We start from the raw sequence: 20,896 nt of genomic DNA on the forward strand, positions 1-20,896 counted from the left end.
GCACCGTTGCAACTAAGCGCTTGCCTAATGCGTCTGGACTAAGGATAGAGCGAGGATGGCGCGCGTCAAGGACGGATTAACCATACCTTCGGGGTTGTATCGAAGCTTTAGGGCGTGGTGGGTTCGTGTGTCTTTGACGCGTCGGTCCCGGGCGAGTCGTGTGAAACCCGGCGCAACAGCCAGATGGAGATCACGCCAAGACAGGCGGCAAGCCAGAGCAGAACCAGCGCGAAGACCAGCATGATGAGGATTCCTGTAGCGATAGCGCCCGGGGTGGCGTAGCTATCAGGAACGTCAGCGAAAATCGTGCCATATCACACCGATTGCCGTGGAACCGTCCCGGACGCGCTATTTACGCGACCGGACAGCGCGAACAATCAGGGCACACAAAGTCGAACCGCGCTATTGCAGCGCGGTTCGCGTGAAAGCGTTACATCGAACGAGTAAGGCTCGCCCGGGCGGAAAAGCAGAGGGCGAAGCGCTCAGTGACGACGCTCAGTGACGATAATAATGTCCGCGCCCGCCGCCACCGTACCAGCCGAAGCCGACCGACAGCGATGGTCCATACCCGTACGCGGGATAACCGTAGCCCCCGTAATAAGCCGGATAGGGCGCGTAGACCGGATAGCTCGGGTAATAAGCGGGATACGGCGCATAGGCGACAGGCGGCGCAGCAACGTACTGCGGTGTTGTTGACGCATACGCGGAGGGGGGCGGGTTGTCGTTGCCTTGATAGCCCTGCGCATATCCGGTGCCGGGCGCCCCTGCAGGAGCGACAGGAATCTCTTGTTGCGCTTGTGCTGTGCTGACGACCGGGGTGCCCGGATAGGGTGGATACGCCGGGTAATAACCATACGGCACGTAGTAACAAGCGCTCAAGCTCAAAGCGCCCAAGAGGGCGGATAGTGCGAGCTTTGGGCTCATGATGCGACTCCTCATTGCGTCGAAACGCGACCGTTCGAATGAACGGGATGTCAGGAGCCTAGCGCATCGCCAAAACACGGGAAAGCACCGGGGATTACCCAATGTTTCGATCTGTTTCACTGGACGGGATGGCGGACGCACCCAAGCACTTAAATTCGGTTGTACCCAGCCGCTGTATTGTCAAAGTGAGGCGACCGGGCAAAGCGTGCCGGATGAAACATCATCTGGCACGCTGACATCACGCTGGCGTTCAACCTACTTGCCGACCTGGTTACCGATCAGGCCGCCCGCGGCCGCGCCGCCCACTGTCGATAGCGCACTGCCGCCAAGCGCTGCTCCCGCCACGCCGCCGACACCTGCGCCGACAGCCGTATCGCGTTGACGGGTGCTCATTTGATCGCATGCAGACAGGCCGCCGAGAAGTGCGGCAATCAGAGTCGCAGCGCCAATCTGTTTGATCTTGTCCATTTCAACTCTCCAAAAACGATGAATCACGAAGGTTTAACGGGTTGCTGTCAAACCGGCGAGGCTCCTCGTCGTACATGCGTTGCATGCCGCGCATGATTTGCGCTGGGCGGGTGAGCCTCACTGTCCACGTCCAACCCGGCGGCGAAAAGACAATTCCTGCCGGTTCCTTCAATGAAGAAGCAGAAACGGTGCCCGACCGTCGTATTCAGCAGACAAGTACTGGATTGAGCGTCCTCCAACGCAAAACGGCCTGTCGCATGTGACATGCGACAGGCCGTTTCTATTTTCACCGGGTCATCGTGCTTTACGGGCGACCGGCGTGGTCGTTGCTTGCTCGTTCTTACGTGCGCTGGTAAATCTCAGCGCCCTTTTTCACGAACTCGATCGCCTTCGTTTCCATGCCTTGCTTCAGCGCTTCGATATCCGATACCCCTTGCTTCGCCGCATATTCACGGACGTCCTGGGTGATCTTCATCGAACAGAAATGCGGGCCGCACATCGAGCAGAAATGCGCGACTTTGGCTGAGTCCTTCGGCAGGGTTTCGTCGTGGAATTCACGCGCCTTGTCCGGATCGAGTCCGAGATTGAACTGGTCGTCCCAGCGGAATTCGAAGCGCGCCTTGGAGAGCGCGTTGTCCCGCACCTGAGCACCCGGATGACCTTTCGCCAGATCGGCGGCGTGCGCGGCGAGCTTGTACGTGATGATGCCGGTCTTCACGTCGTCCTTGTTCGGCAGGCCCAGATGTTCCTTCGGCGTGACATAGCAGAGCATGGCGGTGCCGAACCAGCCGATCATCGCGGCGCCAATGCCCGACGTGATGTGGTCGTAGCCCGGCGCGATATCTGTTGTGAGCGGCCCAAGCGTGTAGAACGGTGCTTCGTCGCACCAGTCGAGTTGCAGGTCCATGTTCTCCTTGATGAGCTGCATCGGCACATGGCCCGGACCTTCGATCATCACCTGCACGTCATGTTTCCACGCAATCTGCGTCAGCTCGCCGAGCGTCTTCAGTTCGCCGAGCTGGGCTTCGTCGTTGGCGTCGTAGATTGAGCCGGGACGCAGGCCGTCGCCGAGCGAAAAGCTCACGTCGTAGGCCTTCATGATTTCGCAGATGTCTTCGAAGTGCTCGTACAGGAAGCTTTCCTTGTGATGCGCCAGACACCATTTCGCCATGATCGACCCGCCGCGCGAGACAATGCCCGTCATGCGGTTCGCGGTCATCGGCACATAGCGCAACAACACGCCGGCGTGGATCGTGAAGTAATCCACACCCTGTTCCGCCTGTTCGATCAGCGTGTCGCGGAAGATTTCCCAGGTCAGGTCTTCGGCCTTGCCGTTGACCTTTTCGAGCGCCTGATAAATCGGCACCGTGCCAATTGGCACCGGGCTATTGCGGATAATCCACTCGCGCGTTTCGTGAATATGCTTGCCGGTCGACAGATCCATGACCGTGTCGCCGCCCCAGCGGATGGCCCAGGTCATCTTGTCGACTTCTTCGCCAATTGACGACGTCACCGCCGAATTGCCGATATTCGCGTTGATCTTCACCAGGAAGTTCCGGCCGATGATCATCGGCTCGCTTTCCGGGTGGTTGATATTCGCCGGGATGATCGCGCGGCCGCGGGCGACTTCCTCGCGCACGAACTCGGCTGTGATTTCCTTGGGTGCGTTGGCACCGAAGGCCTGGGCGCCGAACGCCTGGCCGGGATGCTGGCGACCCATCATCGTGGCGAGCTTTTCGCCGTTCGGGCCGCTCGTGCGCAGCGATTCCAGATATTCAGCACGGCGCTGGTTCTCGCGGATCGCGATGTATTCCATCTCCGGCGTGATGATGCCCTGGCGCGCGTAGTGCATCTGCGAGACGTTCTTGCCCGGCACAGCGCGGCGCGGCGTGCGATGCAAGCCTTTGAAACGCAGGTCGGCAGTCGCCGGATCGGCGGCGCGCTCACGGCCGAAGTTGCTTGAGAGACCACTGAGAGACTCCGTATCGCCGCGTTCTTCGATCCAGCCCTGGCGCACGGCCGGCAGACCCGATCGGATATCGATCTTGGCTTCCGGGTCCGAATACGGGCCGGAGCAATCGTAGACATAGACCGGTGGATTTTTTTCGCTGCCGAAACTTTCGTTGGTATCGGATTGGGTGATTTCACGCATCGGCACGCGGATGTCGGGACGTGAGCCCGTCACGTAGATCTTGCGTGAATTGGGCAGCGGCGCGATGGCGGCAGCGTCGACGACGGCGTCGTCGGACAGGAATTTCGGATTGGCATTCATGCGGCTCTCCTGTGTCGACCGGAATTAGCGTGTCGACCGGGGTGGGCGCGTCGACCAGAGTGGGCGCTTTGGCGCTTACTCTGGTCCCATGGCGCTTACTCCGATCCCATGCGCTTACTCCGGTCCCATGCAGATGGTTGCTGTGGGGACGGATGTTTCCCAGCCGGTCCGCGAAAAAACGCCAAACGCGCGAAATTGCACGAATGGCATCAATTGGCACGAGAACCGGCTGAGTCAAACGCTAGCTACGGGAGACCGAAGAAAAGCAGAGAAGAAGGCGGGCGGACTTGGCAGGGAACGCGAGGAAGAGATAGACCCAAAAGACCCCAGCGCTGCGAAATCCGAACGCTTCCCTGCGCTGGCATTATCCAGATCAGGTTCAAAGGGTATTTCTCACCCGCGACACACGGACAATCCAGTGACAGATTGCGATGTGCAGCGCAGGACCCCCGCGTTAGCAGTCGCAACAATACACCTCGCCGTAGCGTGTTGGCAACCATCTGTAACACTCCCGCGTGCGTGTGCATGGCTTACTGCATAATGGCGACCACCGTGTTTTCCCGGATGCGGTCCGATATTTTTCACGAAACGGTCCGGCAAACTCGCGGCGGCTCCTGCCGGCTTTTTGAGCCGTTATCGAGCTTCGGCACGTTGTTGCCCGACCCCTTTTCCTGCTTCCGACATGTTGTCCTGCCTTGCCCGTTTTGCCGCGACGCTCAAGCGGCATGCGCGCCGCTCTTTGTTTCCCCCGGTCCCGGGTGAAACGAAACCGGCGGTTGTAGGCCTGCCCGTTTGGCCGGCTGACGTTGCAATCATCTTCGTCGCGGAGTAACGGATGTCCACACCGTTGCCGCCCGCGCGGTCGTCTGATTCCGATTCTTCAGCTTCGCCGTTTGTGCCGCCGGCACAACCTCCGCAGTCGCAGCCCTCGGCCGACGTGTTGCCGTTTCCGCACGCAGCAGCCAACGCGCCATCGCCAGACGTTCTGCCAGACGTGATGAGCCAGCAACCCTTGGCCGATACCCCTGCGCGTCGCCCGTTCAATCTTCCCGGCCATTTCCCGTTCCGGCTTCCCGCGACGCGCGGCGGCCGCGTGGCGCTTGCCCTTTGCGTCGTGTACCTCGTATGGGGTTCGACCTACATGGCGGTGCATCTGTCGCTGGAAGCGTTCCCGCCGCTGATGCTGTCCGGGTTGCGCAACCTGTTCGCCGGCATCGGTTTGTTCATCTTTGCTGCGCGTCGGGACCCGGTCTGGCCGACTTTCGCCGAAGTGCGAAACGCCGCGGCGGTCGGAACGTTGCTTGTGGGTTTGTCGAGCGGAATGCTCGCGTTCGGTATGCGCACGGTCGAGACCGGCACTGCCGCGGTCATGGTGGCGACCGTGCCGTTGTTCGCCACGGTCATCGCCGCGATTGCAGGCCGCAAAGTGGCGAAGGGTGAGTGGGTAGCCGTCGGGCTTGGGCTGGTCGGGATTGCGTTGCTGAATCACGGCGATCCGTCGTCGGGTTCAACCGCCGGCAGTCTTGCGATCCTGTGCGGCGCAGTTTTCTGGGCAGGCGGCTCGTTTCTCGCGGGGCGTCTGAAGCTGCCGTCCGACCTGCTGGTATCGACTGCACTGCAGATCGGCCTTGGCGGGGCGATGGCGACCATCGTTGCGTGGGTATCGGGCGAACGTATCGTGAGCATGGGGTTCACGCCGTTTTTGGCTTATCTCTATCTGATGCTCGTCGGTTCGATGGCCGCGTATGTCGCGTATGCGTACCTGATTCGCCACACGAGTCCGATTATCGCGAGCAGCTGCATGTACGTGAATCCCGTGGTGGCCGTGGTGATAGGTGCGCTGTTTCTCGGCGAAGTGATCACGAAGTGGACCGTGATGGCAACCCTCATCATTCTGGCGAGCGTGGGTTTGTCGTTCTGGTTCGATTACAAGAGGCGTGGGCTGGTTTGACGGCGGGCGTGACGGCTGACAGTTCAAAAACGGCTGACCGTTTCGGAGACTTCCGGAGAAACGGTCAGCTTTTTTATGGGGCGACTGGATAGTCGGGAAAAGACAGAACCCCGGGCTTGTTCTCGCTCGATGGCATGAAACCCGGTTTCCACGCTGCCAACTGCCGGACAGCGCCACGACTATGTCAGATAAAACCGTCTGCCGTCGCATGGTTTTCGTGGACAACCGGGCGAGAAACAGCCATAAATTGACATCGATTGAGGCGGGAAAGTCTCGGTAAATTAATGTCATAGAGCCTTGACAGCATTGGATCTGCCCAATTTATTGCTCAACTTCGCCTCGAAAAAAAGCATAAAACTCTAATTATAGTAAAGCACAAAACTCGAGTTATAGTGCGACACAAAACTCTGGATATAATACGACACAAAACTCTAATTATGGTCTGAAGTCCCGGAGCGAACCGCGTGGCTGCACCCAACGAAAAACTAGTCTCTTCCCTGTCAATCCTCAAAGCGCTGCAAGACAGGGGCCTTTCCGTATTCCAGATCAGTGCGCATCCCGAGCTCACCCGCACACACCGTGAGCGGCTCCAGAATGCCGGCTTCCTCAAGCTCGTCATTCAAGGCTGGTATCAGTCGAACAATCCGGAAGACGCGGAGGGCGACTCGACGCATTGGTACGCGAACATGGAAACCTTCGTGGCCGCGTATGCCCACTCCAGGTTTGCAGACCAATGGCAGGTGAGCCCCGAGCTTTCGCTCCTCAAGCACAGTGGCCACACCAGTATCGAAAAGCAGATCCTGCTTTACTCGCCGCTGGCGACCAACCAGCCTCAAGCATTGCCCCACGGCTGTTCCATGTTTCTCTATCGGACGAAGCCTGACATGCTGGTGGACGGCCGTGCGCCGAACGCGAGTGGACTCATGTTGATTCCTGTGCCTGAAGCGCTGATTCGGGCAAGTCCGAGCTTTTTCCACACGCACGAGCTTGCCGCGCAGATCGTCACGCGTCAGGTCGATATCAGTACGCTCACCGCCCGATTGCTCGAGGGCGGCCATAGTGTCGTTGCCGGCCGTATGGCGGGAGCGTTGCGGGCCGTCGGCCGTGGTCAGGATGCCGCCCAGCTCCTCGATACGATGAAAGCGGCCGCCTATGTGGTGGTCGAAGATAACCCGTTCGAGCGGCCGCTAGCCCATATTGGCGGCCGGATGAACGAGTCACCTTATGTGCAGCGCATTCAGGCCATGTGGTCGGGCATGCGGGACATGGTGATCGATCGCTTCCGCGATATTCCGCGCTTGCCGAACCCAGACAGCGAAGCGCTCCTGCACGACATAGAGGCAAGGTACGTCGCGGACGCGTATCACTCGCTGTCTATCGAAGGGTATCGGGTCAGCACCGACCTGATCGCGAAGGTTCGCAATGGTGACTGGAGCCCCCTGACCAACAAGGAAGACCGGCTGACGCGCGATGCCATGGCGGCCAAAGGTTACGCGGAGACCCATGCCCGGGTCCGCTCCCTGATTGGCCGCGTAGTGGCTCAAGCTGACGATCCTTCTACCACCCTCAAGCGAGATTTTTCACAGTGGTACGTGACGCTGTTTTCGCCGAGCGTGACCGCGGGTATCTTGAAGGCGAGCGATCTGGCCGGGTATCGAAACAACAACGTGTTCATTCGAAATGCGTTGCATGTACCGCTCGCGCCTGAAGCGGTACGGGATTGCATGCCGGCGCTCTTCGACCTGCTGCAGGCAGAAGAGCACCCCGGCGTGCGAGCAGTATTGGGTCATTTCATCTTCGTGTTTATCCACCCCTACATGGACGGCAATGGCCGCCTCAGCCGCTTTCTCATGAACTACCTGCTGACCACGGGTGGCTACCTTTGGACCATCGTAACCGTTCAGTCCCGTAGCGCGTATCTGGCGGCGCTCGAACAGGCCAGCACGTACCGGAACATCAAGCCTTTCGCCGATCTGATCGGCGGTCTTATCGAATCGCAGGCGGCCGAACCGATCGAGCGCATCACGCAGCGCCCCGAGGCGGGAAGCTGGACCGCTTTACCGCCTGCTTCTGACTGATGCGCGTTCGTGGGTCTTTAGCCAAGACACAAAAAAAGAACCTCCGCTAAGGGAGGTTCTTTGTGATCGTCGGTTTGATTGGATCCCACGACCCGTTCCGTTGTAGGCGCGGCGTCACAAAGCTTGGGAGCCAGTGAAGACAGCAGTCGGCACATTGCCGGCGGCCGCTAATTCACTAACCGCTAGCTAGCTATCTGTCGCCAGCTTACTTACTCCGCGTTGTGCTTATCGGCCGAATTCGTGATGGCGTTGCCGCCCTTCGAAAGGTCCTGGCCGGCGCCGGCCACTGTATTGCAAGCTGCGAGTGCGGCAGTTCCAACGATCAACAGCAAAGCGATAAGTCGAGTCATGAGCAATTCCCCTTGAGTTTGATGCGGGTCCGCTGGCCGTTCGGCCATGAGAGCGTGCCCGATGTTCGAATCCTGGCCACCGGTGTCCGGCTGCAAAAGCGCCTGCAAAAGCAGTTGCCCGACACATTGCGGCCTTGGCAACGACCGATCCTTGAAACAGTTTTGCCGGGCTTGAACAAGCAACAAAACCCATGACGACTGCCGCTTCGATCGACCATGCCGGTCTGAAGAATCATAAAAAACTGCGCGTTCGCAAGCTGTAGGCGCGGATGTTTTTATCGTGTAGGAGCGGTCTGTAACTTGTGTCGGCGCCGTCCTACAAGCGTAGTGCGAGCGCCAGGTAAAGAGCCAACAGGCGGTGGACCCTTAAGCATCGAAGTTACGCACGCGGGGCATGGTGACGCGGATATCAGTGCCATGCGGCTGGCGTCGTTCGATCTCGATACGGCCGCCGCGCGCGCTGACCCGCTGGCGCATGCCCAGCAGTCCATGCGTATGCGTGCGCTGCAGGTCCTGTGGGCGGATGCCGACGCCGTCATCGGCGATATGCATCGACACCCGCTCGTCATCCAGCGCCAGCGCAATCGACACGCTCGACGCGCGCGCGTATTTGGCCGCGTTCGTCAGCGATTCCTGCGCGACCCGGAACAACGCGATTTCGACTTCTTCACCGAGCTTGATGTCGTCGTCGGGGAGCGCGAGTTCGAGCGTCCAGCCGGTGCGTTGCGCGGTTTCATCGGCGAGGGTGCGCAACGCCGTGACCAGCCCGAAATTGGCAAGAACGGTTGGCCGCATGTCTTCGATAATCCGCCGCTTCAGCGCAATCCCCTGATCAAGGTTCGCGAGCGCACGGCCAAGTTTCTCGGCCATCGCGGGCTCGGCGCCCTTGAGCTTGTTATTGACCCACGCCACATCCATCTTGCTGGCCGTCAGGATCGAACCGAGTTCATCGTGCAGTTCGCGGGCAAGCTGGGTCTTCTCGTTTTCACTCACCGATTGCAAATGCCACGCGAGCGCTTCAAGTTGCCGCGTGCGGTCGAACACGAGCTGGTCGAGCTCCTCTTGCTGCGTAATCAGCTTTTGCTGCACACGATCCTGCTTGTCCAGCTGGATACCGAGATTGCGAAACAACAGCAGGAACAACACGATATTCAACGCGCACAACGCGCCCACGCAGAACGTGGAAATGCGTTGGTCGGCGCGGCTCGCATCGAGCGCGGACTGCGCCCGGCGTTCTTCATTCACACGCAGCAGGGCGAGCGCGCTGTCGAGGATATCGGTACTCGATGCAGCGTCTGAACCGGAGCGAGCGGCTAGTCCCGCATTGATCCGGGCATCGAGGATCGCGCTGACTTGCCTGAAACTGGCGAGCGCGGTGTCGTCCGCTTTTTGGCGATAGTACGCATCCAGCGACGCAACCGTTTGTTTGATCCTCGCCGCCGCTGCGTTGTAGTGGGCGGTGTAGGTGTTGCCGGGCGCCAGGCGGAACGCGCGTTCGTCGGCAGTTAGCGACGCGATGTCCGCCGCCAGCGCGGTCAACTGCGTGGTGGCGCCTTTCGCGTCGAGCGCGGTCTCATATTCCGCGGCAATGCGCATGCGGCCCGATTCGAGTATCACGAGGCCGCCAACGGTAATCACAATGGCGACGGTCATTGCGACGGCCCAGCTCCAGCGGCGCATCCAGCCGTTCAGACGCGCGCTGAACCGGGTTGCGCGCCGCGTGACGCCTGCTACCGGATTCGCCGCGCCGCCTTCGTGCAAAGAGGAAGTCATAGGGAGTCGCCGGGTTTTCTGTCTGGCCAGTGTAACTTTTCACGCTGCGGCGGGCTGATCGAATTATGTTTGGCTAGCGCTTGATCGGTGACAGGCCAGAAGTGAATTGAAAGCATTTGTCGGTGATGTCCTACACGAAAAACGGCGTGCATCCAGATGGCAGCCCATAACCGCATCGCTAACATCCTGTTACTAGTCCAACTTTATTGGGGATCCGATCATGTTGAAGTGGGCATTGTTTTTCGCCATTGTCGCCATCGTCGCGGGCTTGCTGGGCTTCACCGGCGTGGCAGCGGGCGCGGCCAGCATCGCGAAGTTCCTGTTCGTGCTGTTCCTGATCTTGTGCGTGGTATTCCTCGTGCTCGGTTTTATCGTGACGAAGAAAATAGTCGATTAGCGGCTGTAGCCATCGGTACTTGAATCTCGCACGCTTCGACCGGCTTTATCTGAACCCTGTTCGACGGGTGGCCGACTTCACGCTGTATGGCGATCGTCCATCCGAGTCGTCCTGAAAGCCGGATTCGATGCCCGATCCGAGGCCCATAAGAACCCAACGAGATGGAAGGTTGCCATGCTCCATTACGCGGTTGTTTTTTTCATCATCGCGATTATCGCGGCTGTGTTCGGCTTTACGGGGATTGCAGCAGGGGCTGCGGAGATCGCGAAGATCCTGTTCTACATCTTTCTCGTGGTTTTCGTTGTTACGTTGCTGCTGGGCGTGTTTCGAACGTGATGTTAGCGAGCAGGCACGCGGTATGCGAGCCACAACAAAAGTGACTGAGCAAGAGTGACCGAGGACGGTGGTCCGGGTCTATATCCGGCGAGGCTGCCGTCACGAACCTGTCGAACCTGTTCAACCGCCGAACAAAAGATCCATTCTCTTTCTGGAGCACATCAATGTCGAAATCGTCTGCTGTAAAAGCTGCCCCGGCACAATCGAAGGAACCCGGCCGGAAATCCGATCCATTCGTACTGGATATGGAAAAAATTCGCGCCAGCGCGCGCCAGCACATGGACGATGGCTCGGTCACGTCGACGTATGGCGCAGACAAGGAAGCCGTGCTGAAGCTGCTGAACGATTCACTTGCAACCGAGATCGTCTGCACGCTGCGCTACAAACGCCACTATTTCATGGCGAAGGGCATCCATTCGGAAGCTGTCGCGTCGGAATTCGCGCAGCACGCGACCGAAGAGCAGGAACATGCCGACACCATCGCCGAGCGCATCGTCCAGTTGGGCGGCGAGCCGAATTTCGCACCCGACAGCCTCGCGTCACGCTCGCATTCCGAGTACAAGGAAGGCAGCAATCTCATCGACATGATTCGCGAGAACCTGATCGCGGAACGCATTGCGATCGATACATATAGTGAAATCGTTCGCTACCTTGGCGAAAAGGATGTCACCACGCGCCGGATCTTCGAAACGATCCTGGCGGTCGAGGAAGAGCACGCCGACGACATGGCCGATCTGCTCGACGGCCTCGACGGCTGACCCGAACCGCGCATTTAGCGGTAAAAAGAATGCTGAAGAAGCCCCGGGACGACGCGCGGCGGGATGATTCCCGCCGCGCGTCGTCAGTACAATGATTCACGATAAAAACGGCTGCAGGCAGCGCAGATGATTCGAGTGTTGATAGCGGACGACCACGCCATTGTGCGGAGCGGATTCCGGCAATTCGTCGCCGATGAACCCGACATGGAAGTCGCCGCCGAAGCGTCCACCGGTGACGAAACCATCGCGCTCGTGCGCGAAAGCGCGTTCGACGTCGTGCTGCTGGACATCGCGATGCCGGATAAGAACGGTATAGATACGTTACGCGTGATCAAGCAGATCCGCCCGGAGCAGGGCGTGCTGATGCTGTCGGGTTATCCGGAAAGCCAGTACGCGATCAATCTGCTGCGCGCCGGTGCCAACGGGTATCTCAACAAGGACGCGGCGCCCGACGAAATCGTGCGGGCCATTCGGACGGTGGCGCGGGGCCACCGCTACCTGTCGGAGTTCATTGCCGACGCACTCGCCGACAAGCTCGAAAAACCCGCCACCGAGCGGCCGCACGAGGCCTTGTCCGAGCGGGAGTTCCAGATTTTTTGCAAGCTTGCGGGCGGCCAGATTCCGACCGAAATAGCGGAGGAGCTGCATTTATCGGTGAAGACGATCAGCACATATCGCGCACGCGTTCTCGAAAAAATGCGGCTCGCGAACAATGCCGATCTAACGTATTACGCGATCAAGAATGGCTTGATCGAGTAGGAGGGTGCCCGTCGTGGGCCAACAAACGAGCGTCGATAAAACCGGTCTCGCGCACAAGCGGCCGCTGAGCGTGCTGTTGATCGAAGACTCGCCGTTGATCCGGCGCAGCCTGGTGGAAGCGATCGATGCGTCCGGTGAGCTGCGCGTCACCGCTTGGGCGGACACGCCCGAGACGGCGATCGGTCTGCTGGAAGCGCAGGGATTCGACGCCGTGATTGTTGATCTGCAACTGAAGCACGGTTCCGGCGTCGAGGTGCTGGCGTATCTGCAACGCACCGGAATGACCGATTCGGCCTTCGCCGCCGTGCTCACCAACCATGCACTGCCGGCGTACCGCGAGCGCTGCCTGCAATACGGCGTGCGCCATTTCTTCGATAAATCCCTGGAATTCGACCGCGTTCTCGACGCGCTGCATCATTACGCCCGCGCGCGGGATTAGCGGGGATTAAGCGGGGACTGAGCGCCATCAAGCGCGCGAGTCATGCCTGCCTTGATCAGACCTCCCGCTCAGGCGCTTTTTGAACGGCTGCGCGAATGGCTCAGGCCGGCAAGCCCGGTGGCCGCCAATCCCGCAATACACACGCCGACCCATCCGAACGCATGCCATGCCAGCGATGCAACAGCCGACCCCACGGCGCCACCAATGAAATAGACCACCATGTACACGGTATTCACGCGGCTGCGCGCCTCGGGCTTGAGCGCGTAGATTCTCGATTGATTCGATATCTGCGCGGCTTGCACGCCCACATCGAGCACGATCACGCCGATCACCAGCCCCACGAGGCTGCGTCCCGACAGCGCGAACACCACGAACGACACAGCCACGAGCACGATGCACAGCGACACCACCGCGCGCGGCCCGCGCTTGTCCGCCGACTTGCCGGCGAGCGGCGCGGCCAGTGCGCCCGCTGCACCGACAATGCCGAACAGCCCGGCCGCCTGAGGGCCGAGATGGAACGGCTCGCCCGCGAGCAACAACGTGAGCACCGACCAGAAGATGCTGAAGGCCGCGAACAGGGCGCCTCCAGTCATCGATGCCTCGCGCAGCGCCGGCGACTCGACCACGAGATGCCACATCGACACGAGCAGCCGGCCGTACGGCAGCGTGGAAGTCGGCTTGCTCCGCGGCAGGCGCATGACCACGAGGATAGCGAGCCCGATGGTCGCGACGACGGAGGCGCCATACACCGCTCGCCAGCCGAAATACTCCGCGACGAAACCCGAGACCGTGCGCGCAAGGAGAATGCCGATCAGCAAGCCGCTCATCACCGTGCCGACCGCGTGACCGCGTTGCGCGGGAGGCGCGAGTTCGGCGGCGAACGGCACGGCTTGTTGCGCGATGGTTGCCACGATACCGAGCGCCAGGCTCGCGGCGATCAGCACGCCGAGCGTGGGCGCGGCCGTTGCCGCAACGAGCGCGATGCCGAGTGCGGCCAGTTGCAGAAGGATGATCAGGCGGCGATCGAAGCGATCGCCGAGCGGCGCTAGCAATAACATGCCGATCGCGTAGCCGAGTTGCGTGACGGCGGGCACCGCGCCGATCATCCCCGCGCTTTCCGGGAACGACGCGCGAAACGCCGCGAGCAGCGGCTGATTCGTATAGATATTCGCGACCGATACGCCTGCGATCGTCGCCAGGACGAGCAGCGTCGCCCGCGAGTAGTGCTGGTGGGGCTGGTGGTGCGGCTGATTCGGGGCGTGGGAATTTGAATCGGTGGCGGCAGCGGACATGGGCGAGGCCTCGAGGATTCAACGCATGAAGCGAGCCGCCGATGATACTAAAGACGACCGGGAGGTGCTGGCCGCGGCCGCCATGTCCGGCGTTAGCCGGTGACTGAGCCGCTACATGAGCAGGTTTGTACGTTCATTGCCTCATCGACCTGCCCACATTTCCGGCCTTGATGAAAAACCTTACTCCGTGGCTTCGGCGCCCGGTTTCAGCGGGTATTTTTCAGCGAGATCCGCCGGTGTCAGCCACTGGAACGTCTTGAGCTTGTCGTCTTCGAACGTGCATTCGACGGCTGCCTGTACCTGCACCGATGTTGTCTTGATGGGGGTTATGCCCGTCGGCGGAATCTTTTTGGTGTAGCTGCCTTCAACCACCACACGCGTGCCCTGGTAAGAGACGCGGGGTATTTCGTAGCTCAACCTGGGCTGCGAGGCCGGGTAGGTCTCGACCATCCTGGCCTTGCACTCCTGGCCGTTGCGGTAAGGAGTCGTGCAGCCTGCTGTGCAGGTAAGAACGGCAGCAGCGGCCACCGCATAAAAGGTTCGATGTTTCATGATGGCTCGCGCTAGGTAGGACGCGCAGTCTACTTCAGTCGGTTAAGCGAAGACCGGATGACTGGCGGTTTCGGCATCGATAAAACGGGTCTGCCCGGGTCTGCCATGCGCGATCGGTGCTTCTCTCGTTTCCTTTTAGCCCAAGCCAAATGAAATCCGGGAACGTGCGCAACGGTATTGAACCGCTTCTGTATGAATATACAGTGATCATCGCGTTGATCTTCTCGCGGCAGAAAAACATCCCATTCGTTCAGGGGCGCTCAAGCAATCTGACGCTGGTAGCGGGGACCGGACTTGAACCGGCAAGCCGTTAGGCGGCGGATTTTAAGTCCGCTATGTTTACCAATTTCATCACCCCGCCAAGCGGACGGGATTCTACCATCGGACGGCGGGCGGGCCAATCCAGACAGGCGCCAGCGTCCCACGTCTGCCCGCCTGGCGGGGGGGCGCATTCATCATCCCGGCACCTTTCGCTGTATTCCGCGGCATAGAAACCCAAGAATATTCTCTCCGCCCTGCATCCATTCGAAGCCGGGTTCGCGTATTCAGGTACATGAAAATCCGCCGTCGCTGAGTGGCGGGATCAACGGTCGACCCATCGATGTCAGGAGGCGAGTATGAAAGACGTTTCTATCGGCGCATGGCGTGAACGGACGCGTCTGGGACTCGGGCTGGCCATTCTCGCAGCCGGAGCAGGGTTGCAACTGCTGCAATGGCTTCACGCCTGCGTTCCGCGATAATGTCCGAAGATTCTGGTGGTTGGGTGCACTGCATTGCGTCGATACACCACGACGTTCTTCTCTCGTTCGCGCTAAATCGACAACGCCAGGTTGCTCGCGCATAATTTGCTGCGGGTTGGGGCCGTAAACCCCAGCGTTAAAACGACGAAAAACGAAAAAGCACGAGAAAGGACGAGGATGGGCACGAATCGGATTGAGGCATTCAGCGATGGCGTGATCGCCATCATCATTACGATCATGGTGCTGGAACTCAAGGTGCCGCACGGCGCCGATCTGGCGTCACTCAGCGCGCTGGGTCCCGTGTTTTGCGCCTACGTGCTGAGCTTCGTGTATGTCGGCATCTATTGGAACAACCACCATCACCTGATGCATGCAGCCAAGCGCGTCAATGGCAGCGTGCTGTGGGCGAACCTCCATGTGCTGTTCTGGCTGTCGCTGTTCCCGTTCACCACCAACTGGATGGGCGAGAACCACCTGGCGCCATGGCCCACCGCGCTTTACGGCTTCGATCTCTTCATGACGGCGCTCGCGTGGTACATCCTCACGCGCGCGCTGATCAGCCTGCACGGCGCCAACTCCATGCTGGAGCGCGCAATCGGTGCGGATCGCAAGGGGAAGATTTCGGTGGTGCTGTATCTCGTCGCGATTGCCGCCTCGTTTTGGGAGCCGTGGGTTGCCGCGGCCTTATACGCGATCGTTGCGGTCGTATGGCTCGTCCCCGACCGGCGCGTGGAGAAAGTCCTGCTGACGGAAGAGTAACGGCCTGCGGCAGGGTGATTTCATCGGCATGAACAGTGCTACGCTCGTTGCTTAGAGTCCTGCGAGCGAAGCCCATGTCATCTGTCATCCGCATCGGCATCATCTCCGATACCCACAATCTCGTGCGCCCCGAGGCGCTCGATGCGTTGCGCGGCTGCGAGCACATCATTCACGCCGGCGATATCTGCCATCCCGCTGTTCTCGATACGCTCAACGAACTCGCGCCCGTCACCGCGGTCCGCGGCAATAACGACTCGGGCGTGCGGATCGACGACTTGCCGGAAGCGCTGACGTTTGATATCGGCGGTACGGCGATTCATCTTGTCCACGACATAGCGGACGCTCCGAAGCAACTTGACGGTATCGACGTGGTCGTCACCGGCCATTCGCACAAGCCTTTGATCGAACGCCGCGGCGCGACGCTGTTCGTCAATCCGGGAAGCGCCGGGCCGCGTCGATTCAAATTGCCGGTGACGCTTGGCATCATGTTGATCGACAAGGGCGAGGTGCAGGTGGAAATCGTGCGGCTGGTTGAGTGAATGGCAGGCCAGCGCCGGCCCCACTTGAGCGACCAGGCAAAGAGGCCATCCAACGTTAGCTGGATGGCCTCTTTGCTTAACTTCGTTTAACAGCGGAACGACTGGCGAACAACCGCCCATCGATCAGCTTGATGACGGTTATGCGCGTGCAGTCGCTTCCGGCATCCGGTCATCCATTTCAGCGGCTTGCCGCACGCCGCGCAGCACGGCATGCGCTTCCGAGCGCGAGCCCACACACGGCGGCGAACCCTTCAGCGGTTGCCTGGCCGTCTCATGCAGCGCGAGCACCGAGACGATTCCGATCACCGATGCCCCCATCAGGTAATACGCCGGCATCATCAGATTTCCCGTCGATGAAACCAGCCACGCGGTGACCAGCGGCGTCGTGCCGCCGAACAGCGAAACCGATACGTTGAAGCCGATCGCCAGCGCGCCGTAGCGGATCTTGGTCGGGAAGAGCGCGGGTAACGCGGACGGCATGGCCCCGGTGAAACACGAGAGCAACACGCCGAGAATCAGCATGCCGCTGAAAATCGGCAGCATGGTGCCCATGCGGATCAGCGTCAGCGCGGGTATCGACAACAGCAGCAACCCGACGCATCCAAACAGCATCACCGGCTTGCGCCCGACCTTGTCCGACAGATGGCCGGCGGCGAGCGTCATCGGCATCATCAGCACCATCACGATCAGCACAATGAAAAGCCCGTGCGTTTCATTGAATTTCAGCGTCGCGGACAGATAACTCGGCAGATAAGACAGCGCCATGTAATCGGTCACGTTGAAGATGAGCACGAGCCCGACGCATTGCAGCATCGGCTTCCACTGCTTGACCAACATGTCGCGGAATTGCTCTTTGGGCGTGCTGTGCGCTTCGCTTTCGCGCTTGTCGGCTTCGCGCTGGAAGGCAGGCGTTTCTTCAAGCTTCAGCCGGATATACAAGCCGATTAGCCCCATTGGTCCTGCAATCAGGAACGGAATGCGCCATCCCCAGGAGAGCAGCGATTGTTCGGGCATCGTTGCCGTCAGCACCGCCACGCAGCCCGCGCCGAGCACGTATCCCACAAGCGTACCGAACTCAAGAAAACTGCCCATGAACCCGCGTTTCTTGTCCGTCGCGAATTCCGCGATAAACGTCGCCGCGCCGCCATACTCTCCGCCCGTGGAAAAGCCCTGAACCAAACGCGCGGCAAGCAGCAGGATCGGCGCAAAAATGCCGATGCTTCCATACGCCGGAATCAAGCCGATACAAAACGTGCCGACCGCCATCATGATCATGGTCATCGCGAGCACGCGCTTTCGGCCAATGCGATCTCCCAACGGCCCGAACACCATGCCGCCGAGCGGGCGCACGAGAAACGCCGCGGCGAACGTCCCGAACGTGGCGATCAGTTGCGCCCCCGGATTGGCCGACGGGAAGAACACTTTGCCGAGCGTCACCGCGATATAGCTGTAGACGCCGAAATCGAACCATTCCATTGCATTGCCGATCGCCATCGCGCCGACTGCGCGCTTGAGCAGCGATTTATCGACGATGGTGATGTCGTCAAACGACAGGTCTTTTTGGGGTTGGGGTTGTCGCCCGCGGCTGTCGTTCGGTATTGCCATGAAGAGAAGCTCCAGGTTGTTGCCGATCCGCCCGTGGGGCGGTTCGGCGTGCGCCTAAGCGCACGTTGCCAGGAAAGTGCAGTTTCGCGACGAGGCGAGTTTCAGTGCGTGCACTGAAAGCGGCTGCGCGCCCGCTGAACGCATAAGCGATGCGCTGACGGTGCGATGGACAATGCCGATGCCTCGCGCCGATGTCGCGAAATGGCACTTTGTAGGTAGCACGGGTTTGCGTGCACGGGTACTACGGGGATAGATGGCTGGACACAGCTAAATTGAGCAACGGAGGCGCTTGGTGCGCTGGTGTTCAGTTGCTTGCCGTGTCACGGATTGGGAAGGCTTGAGAACAGCGTGTCCACGGGCAAATCCAGACCCGAGGAAGCCTCCACAACCACTCACCGATATCTCGAATTAGCGCTTGAATGAATGCTTCAGGCGCGTCATTGCTAAGAAATTGACTTTGAATTGCAGTTGGAAAGAAGGAGATGATAGCACGATGCAAGACGATCCGCAAACTGGCCTTCTGAAAGGGCTGCTTGCGCGAGTCTCTAAAAAGAAAAAGCCGGCCTCGAAAGACCGGCTTTTTATCGCCAGAAAAGGACTTGCCTGATCAGCTTTGCGTCGGCGGCACGTAGCCTTGGGCGGTGTCGGCGCCTTCACCGAAAAAGTACTTTTCCGTCTGCTTCAGCAGGTACTGGCGTGCGCGCGGATCTGCCATGTTCAGGCGGTTTTCGTTGATCAGCATGGTTTGCTGCTTGAGCCAGCCTTGCCATGCTTCCTTCGAAATCGTTTCATAGATCCGCTTGCCGAGTTCTCCCGGCAGGGGTGGGAAGTCGAGTCCTTCGGCTTCCTTGCCGAGTTTCGCGCATTGAATCGTTCGGGCCATCTGTATTTCTCCTGTAGCGGGGTAGCTGGGCGCTTCGCGTCGGGCGGCGCATGGGTGCGCTTGCAACCGGACGAACACGCCTCGAAATAACTCGAAATAAATTAGAGCTGCTTCATCAACACAAGCGATTTACGTTGCCAGTTGTACAGCCGGCGGCGGTCCTCGGGAAGATCGTCGACCGTCACCTTGACGAAGCCGCGTTTGAGAAACCAGTGCTCGGTGCGCGTGGTCAGCACGAAAATATGCGTGAGGCCACGAGCGCGCGCACGTTGCTCGACGCGCTTCAACAAGCGTTCGCCATCGCCGGAACCTTGCGCTTCGGGCGAGACCGTCAGGCAGGCCATTTCACCGATGCGTTCCTGCGTGTACGGATACAGCGCCACGCAGCCGAACAGCACGCCATCGTGCTCGATCACCGAGAAATGGTCGATATCGCGTTCAATCTGATGCCGGCCGCGCCGTACGAGCGTGCCGTCCATTTCCAGCGGTTCGATCAGCGTCAGGATCCCGCCGACGTCATCCGGCGTGGCTTCTCGCAGGCTTTCGAGATTCTCGTACGAGATCATCGTGCCCACGCCGTCATGCAGGAACAGCTCGAGCAGGATGCTGCCGTCGAGCGCGTAGGGGATGATGTGCGCCCGCGCCACGCCGCCGCGGCAAGCGCGAATGGTGTGCTTCAAATAGAACGCGGCGTCACCTTGCAACTCACCGCTTTCGTGCAGCCGGTACGCGTCGTCCAACGACATTTCGCGCACGAGTTCGCCGTTTTCATCGACGAGACCGGGGGTTTCGGTGAGGAAAATGATCTTGTCGGCGCGCAACGCGATAGCTGCTGCCGACGCCACATCTTCCATCGACAAATTAAACGCTTCGCCCGTCGGCGAAAAACCGAGCGGGGAGAGCAGCACGAGCTTGCTGCTGGTGAGCGAGTGGCGAATGGAATCGCCGTCGATCTTCCGGACCACGCCCGTGTGCTGAAAATCGACGCCGTCGAGAATGCCGACCGGCCGCGCTGTCACAAAATTGCCCGATACCACGCTGATGTGCGCATGCGCCATCGGCGTGTTCGGCAAGCCCTGGCTGATTGCCGCTTCGATATCCAGGCGCACTTCCCCAGCGGCTTCTTTCGCGGATTCGAGCGCGCGGGCGTCGGTGATCCGTAAGCCGTGTGAAAACTCCGACTCCACGCCGTGCAGGTTCAATTGTTCTTCCACCTGGGGCCGCGAACCGTGCACGAGCACGACGTGAATGCCCATGGCGTGTAACAGGCCGACGTCCTGAACGAGTGCGTTCAGACGTCCTTCCTGCACCAGTTCGCCGCCGAACGCGACCACGAAGGTCTTGTTTCGGAACGCGTGAATATAGGGCGCGACGGAGCGCATCCATTCCACGAACTGGCCGTGTTGATCAGGCGCTTCGGGCTCGGTCGTAACCGGCGGAGGCGCGGCGGGGAGGTCGGTTTGAGAATTCATGCCGGGATTATAATGCCGTGCTATGCCGAATGTTTCCAAACGTCCCGCCGATGCGGACAAGCTTGACCCCCAGGAGCAGTTGAAAAAGCTGCGTGAAGCGCTGCTGCGCGATGCAGCGGCGCGCGAAAGCGATGGCGAAGATGACGCCGGAGGCGGTACCGGGACCGCCGCGAATAGCAAGAAGGACGCGGCTGCGCGGCGATTTGCCGGGGTGTCGGGAGCGGGTTCGACGGGCGGCTCCGCCGTTGGTCAACAGGGATCGAAAAAAAGCGTTCAGAAAGGGGCGGGAGTTTCTTCTGCTTCGCGCGATGAATCGAAGGGTTCGTCCGGTACTGCTTCTTCTTTGTCTTCCTCGTCTTCGCGACAAGGTTCGCCGCGAAAGGATGAGCGCGGCGGCGCGGTTTCACTGTCGTCGCTGTCCGCGCTAGCTTCGTTGTCTTTGTCGTCAGGCAAGGTGAGCGTCCCTGGTTCGCAGGCTCCCGTTGCAGAGTCTGAGCGGCGTCGTGAAAGCGCAAGTGTGCGCGTCGGCAGCGAGGAACGCGCCCCGGC

The 20,896-nt window shown here is 60.0% G+C and carries 22 protein-coding genes, 1 tRNA gene and 1 riboswitch; of the genes, 10 read left to right on the forward strand and 13 right to left on the reverse strand.

Features of this window, described 5'->3' with window-relative positions; translation table 11 throughout:
* Positions 1 to 107: 107 nt before the first annotated feature.
* From ACSQ8V_RS05580 to thiC, 4 genes are all read right to left on the reverse strand, one after another.
* Positions 108 to 242: a hypothetical protein gene (locus ACSQ8V_RS05580; protein WP_436181163.1), complete on the reverse strand. Its 135-nt coding sequence runs from the start codon at positions 240 to 242 to the stop codon at positions 108 to 110.
* Positions 243 to 495: 253 nt separating this feature from the next.
* Positions 496 to 924 carry a hypothetical protein gene (locus ACSQ8V_RS05585; protein WP_436205126.1) on the reverse strand — a complete coding sequence of 143 codons (429 nt, stop codon included), beginning with the start codon at positions 922 to 924 and terminating at the stop codon, positions 496 to 498.
* A gap of 255 nt (positions 925 to 1,179) precedes the next feature.
* A complete protein-coding gene (locus ACSQ8V_RS05590; protein ID WP_213763406.1) occupies positions 1,180 to 1,392 on the reverse strand; it encodes a glycine zipper 2TM domain-containing protein in 213 nt (70 codons plus the stop codon).
* Between the two features lie 340 nt (positions 1,393 to 1,732).
* On the reverse strand, positions 1,733 to 3,664 hold the full coding sequence (gene thiC, locus ACSQ8V_RS05595) for a phosphomethylpyrimidine synthase ThiC (RefSeq protein ID WP_436205127.1): 1,932 nt from the start codon (positions 3,662 to 3,664) through the stop codon (positions 1,733 to 1,735).
* Positions 3,665 to 3,996: 332 nt separating this feature from the next.
* Positions 3,997 to 4,125: riboswitch (TPP riboswitch) on the reverse strand.
* Positions 4,126 to 4,661: 536 nt separating this feature from the next.
* On the opposite strand from thiC, the gene ACSQ8V_RS05600 reads away from it, so the two are divergent.
* Together ACSQ8V_RS05600 and ACSQ8V_RS05605 are read left to right on the forward strand one after the other, a co-directional pair.
* The gene (locus ACSQ8V_RS05600; RefSeq protein WP_436206599.1) at positions 4,662 to 5,615 is read left to right on the forward strand and encodes an EamA family transporter; all 954 of its coding nucleotides are present in this window, start codon (positions 4,662 to 4,664) and stop codon (positions 5,613 to 5,615) included.
* Between the two features lie 464 nt (positions 5,616 to 6,079).
* Positions 6,080 to 7,693: a Fic family protein gene (locus ACSQ8V_RS05605; protein ID WP_436205128.1), complete on the forward strand. Its 1,614-nt coding sequence runs from the start codon at positions 6,080 to 6,082 to the stop codon at positions 7,691 to 7,693.
* 209 nt (positions 7,694 to 7,902) lie between these two features.
* Here the strand turns inward: ACSQ8V_RS05605 and ACSQ8V_RS05610 are convergent, their stop codons facing one another.
* Entirely contained in the window at positions 7,903 to 8,043 is a 141-nt protein-coding gene (locus tag ACSQ8V_RS05610) for an entericidin A/B family lipoprotein (protein WP_097265959.1), read from the reverse strand.
* Between the two features lie 366 nt (positions 8,044 to 8,409).
* Positions 8,410 to 9,816, reverse strand: coding sequence for a sensor histidine kinase (locus tag ACSQ8V_RS05615; RefSeq protein WP_436205129.1), 1,407 nt, complete (start codon positions 9,814 to 9,816; stop codon positions 8,410 to 8,412).
* A gap of 220 nt (positions 9,817 to 10,036) precedes the next feature.
* Between ACSQ8V_RS05615 and ACSQ8V_RS05620 the strand changes: the two genes are divergently transcribed.
* From ACSQ8V_RS05620 to ACSQ8V_RS05640, 5 genes are all read left to right on the forward strand, one after another.
* Positions 10,037 to 10,213: a DUF1328 domain-containing protein gene (locus tag ACSQ8V_RS05620; RefSeq protein WP_031363849.1), complete on the forward strand. Its 177-nt coding sequence runs from the start codon at positions 10,037 to 10,039 to the stop codon at positions 10,211 to 10,213.
* 174 nt (positions 10,214 to 10,387) lie between these two features.
* On the forward strand, positions 10,388 to 10,549 hold the full coding sequence (locus ACSQ8V_RS05625) for a DUF1328 domain-containing protein (protein WP_074264073.1): 162 nt from the start codon (positions 10,388 to 10,390) through the stop codon (positions 10,547 to 10,549).
* Positions 10,550 to 10,713: 164 nt separating this feature from the next.
* Positions 10,714 to 11,307, forward strand: coding sequence for a ferritin-like domain-containing protein (locus ACSQ8V_RS05630; protein ID WP_213763397.1), 594 nt, complete (start codon positions 10,714 to 10,716; stop codon positions 11,305 to 11,307).
* Between the two features lie 126 nt (positions 11,308 to 11,433).
* Entirely contained in the window at positions 11,434 to 12,066 is a 633-nt protein-coding gene (locus tag ACSQ8V_RS05635) for a response regulator (protein WP_213763395.1), read from the forward strand.
* Between the two features lie 13 nt (positions 12,067 to 12,079).
* Entirely contained in the window at positions 12,080 to 12,505 is a 426-nt protein-coding gene (locus ACSQ8V_RS05640) for a response regulator (protein ID WP_436205130.1), read from the forward strand.
* Between the two features lie 68 nt (positions 12,506 to 12,573).
* Here the strand turns inward: ACSQ8V_RS05640 and ACSQ8V_RS05645 are convergent, their stop codons facing one another.
* From ACSQ8V_RS05645 to ACSQ8V_RS05655, 3 genes are all read right to left on the reverse strand, one after another.
* Positions 12,574 to 13,797: an MFS transporter gene (locus tag ACSQ8V_RS05645; RefSeq protein ID WP_436205131.1), complete on the reverse strand. Its 1,224-nt coding sequence runs from the start codon at positions 13,795 to 13,797 to the stop codon at positions 12,574 to 12,576.
* A gap of 180 nt (positions 13,798 to 13,977) precedes the next feature.
* On the reverse strand, positions 13,978 to 14,349 hold the full coding sequence (locus tag ACSQ8V_RS05650) for a nuclear transport factor 2 family protein (RefSeq protein ID WP_213763389.1): 372 nt from the start codon (positions 14,347 to 14,349) through the stop codon (positions 13,978 to 13,980).
* Positions 14,350 to 14,625: 276 nt separating this feature from the next.
* A tRNA-Leu gene (locus ACSQ8V_RS05655) sits at positions 14,626 to 14,710 on the reverse strand.
* 256 nt (positions 14,711 to 14,966) lie between these two features.
* Between ACSQ8V_RS05655 and ACSQ8V_RS05660 the strand changes: the two genes are divergently transcribed.
* The 3 genes from ACSQ8V_RS05660 (at position 14,967) to ACSQ8V_RS05670 (ending at position 16,387) form a co-directional block, all read left to right on the forward strand.
* A complete protein-coding gene (locus ACSQ8V_RS05660; protein ID WP_436181171.1) occupies positions 14,967 to 15,089 on the forward strand; it encodes a hypothetical protein in 123 nt (40 codons plus the stop codon).
* 177 nt (positions 15,090 to 15,266) lie between these two features.
* Entirely contained in the window at positions 15,267 to 15,848 is a 582-nt protein-coding gene (locus tag ACSQ8V_RS05665) for a TMEM175 family protein (RefSeq protein WP_436205132.1), read from the forward strand.
* A 74-nt stretch (positions 15,849 to 15,922) separates the two neighbouring features.
* The gene (locus ACSQ8V_RS05670) at positions 15,923 to 16,387 is read left to right on the forward strand and encodes a metallophosphoesterase family protein (RefSeq protein WP_436205133.1); all 465 of its coding nucleotides are present in this window, start codon (positions 15,923 to 15,925) and stop codon (positions 16,385 to 16,387) included.
* Between the two features lie 138 nt (positions 16,388 to 16,525).
* Here ACSQ8V_RS05670 and proP read toward each other — a convergent pair whose 3' ends face one another.
* From proP to ACSQ8V_RS05690, 4 genes are all read right to left on the reverse strand, one after another.
* Positions 16,526 to 17,992, reverse strand: a complete 1,467-nt coding sequence (gene proP, locus ACSQ8V_RS05675; protein WP_436205134.1) for a glycine betaine/L-proline transporter ProP — start codon at positions 17,990 to 17,992, stop codon at positions 16,526 to 16,528.
* A gap of 607 nt (positions 17,993 to 18,599) precedes the next feature.
* Entirely contained in the window at positions 18,600 to 18,875 is a 276-nt protein-coding gene (locus tag ACSQ8V_RS05680; RefSeq protein ID WP_165088370.1) for an oxidative damage protection protein, read from the reverse strand.
* Positions 18,876 to 18,976: 101 nt separating this feature from the next.
* Positions 18,977 to 20,347 carry an amino-acid N-acetyltransferase gene (gene argA, locus ACSQ8V_RS05685; RefSeq protein ID WP_213763381.1) on the reverse strand — a complete coding sequence of 457 codons (1,371 nt, stop codon included), beginning with the start codon at positions 20,345 to 20,347 and terminating at the stop codon, positions 18,977 to 18,979.
* Between the two features lie 273 nt (positions 20,348 to 20,620).
* Complete coding sequence (locus ACSQ8V_RS05690; protein ID WP_436205135.1) at positions 20,621 to 20,800, reverse strand: hypothetical protein; 180 nt, start codon at positions 20,798 to 20,800, stop codon at positions 20,621 to 20,623.
* Positions 20,801 to 20,896 lie beyond the last annotated feature (96 nt).

This window comes from Caballeronia sp. LjRoot31 (genome assembly GCF_964253885.1).
GTDB lineage: Bacteria > Pseudomonadota > Gammaproteobacteria > Burkholderiales > Burkholderiaceae > Caballeronia.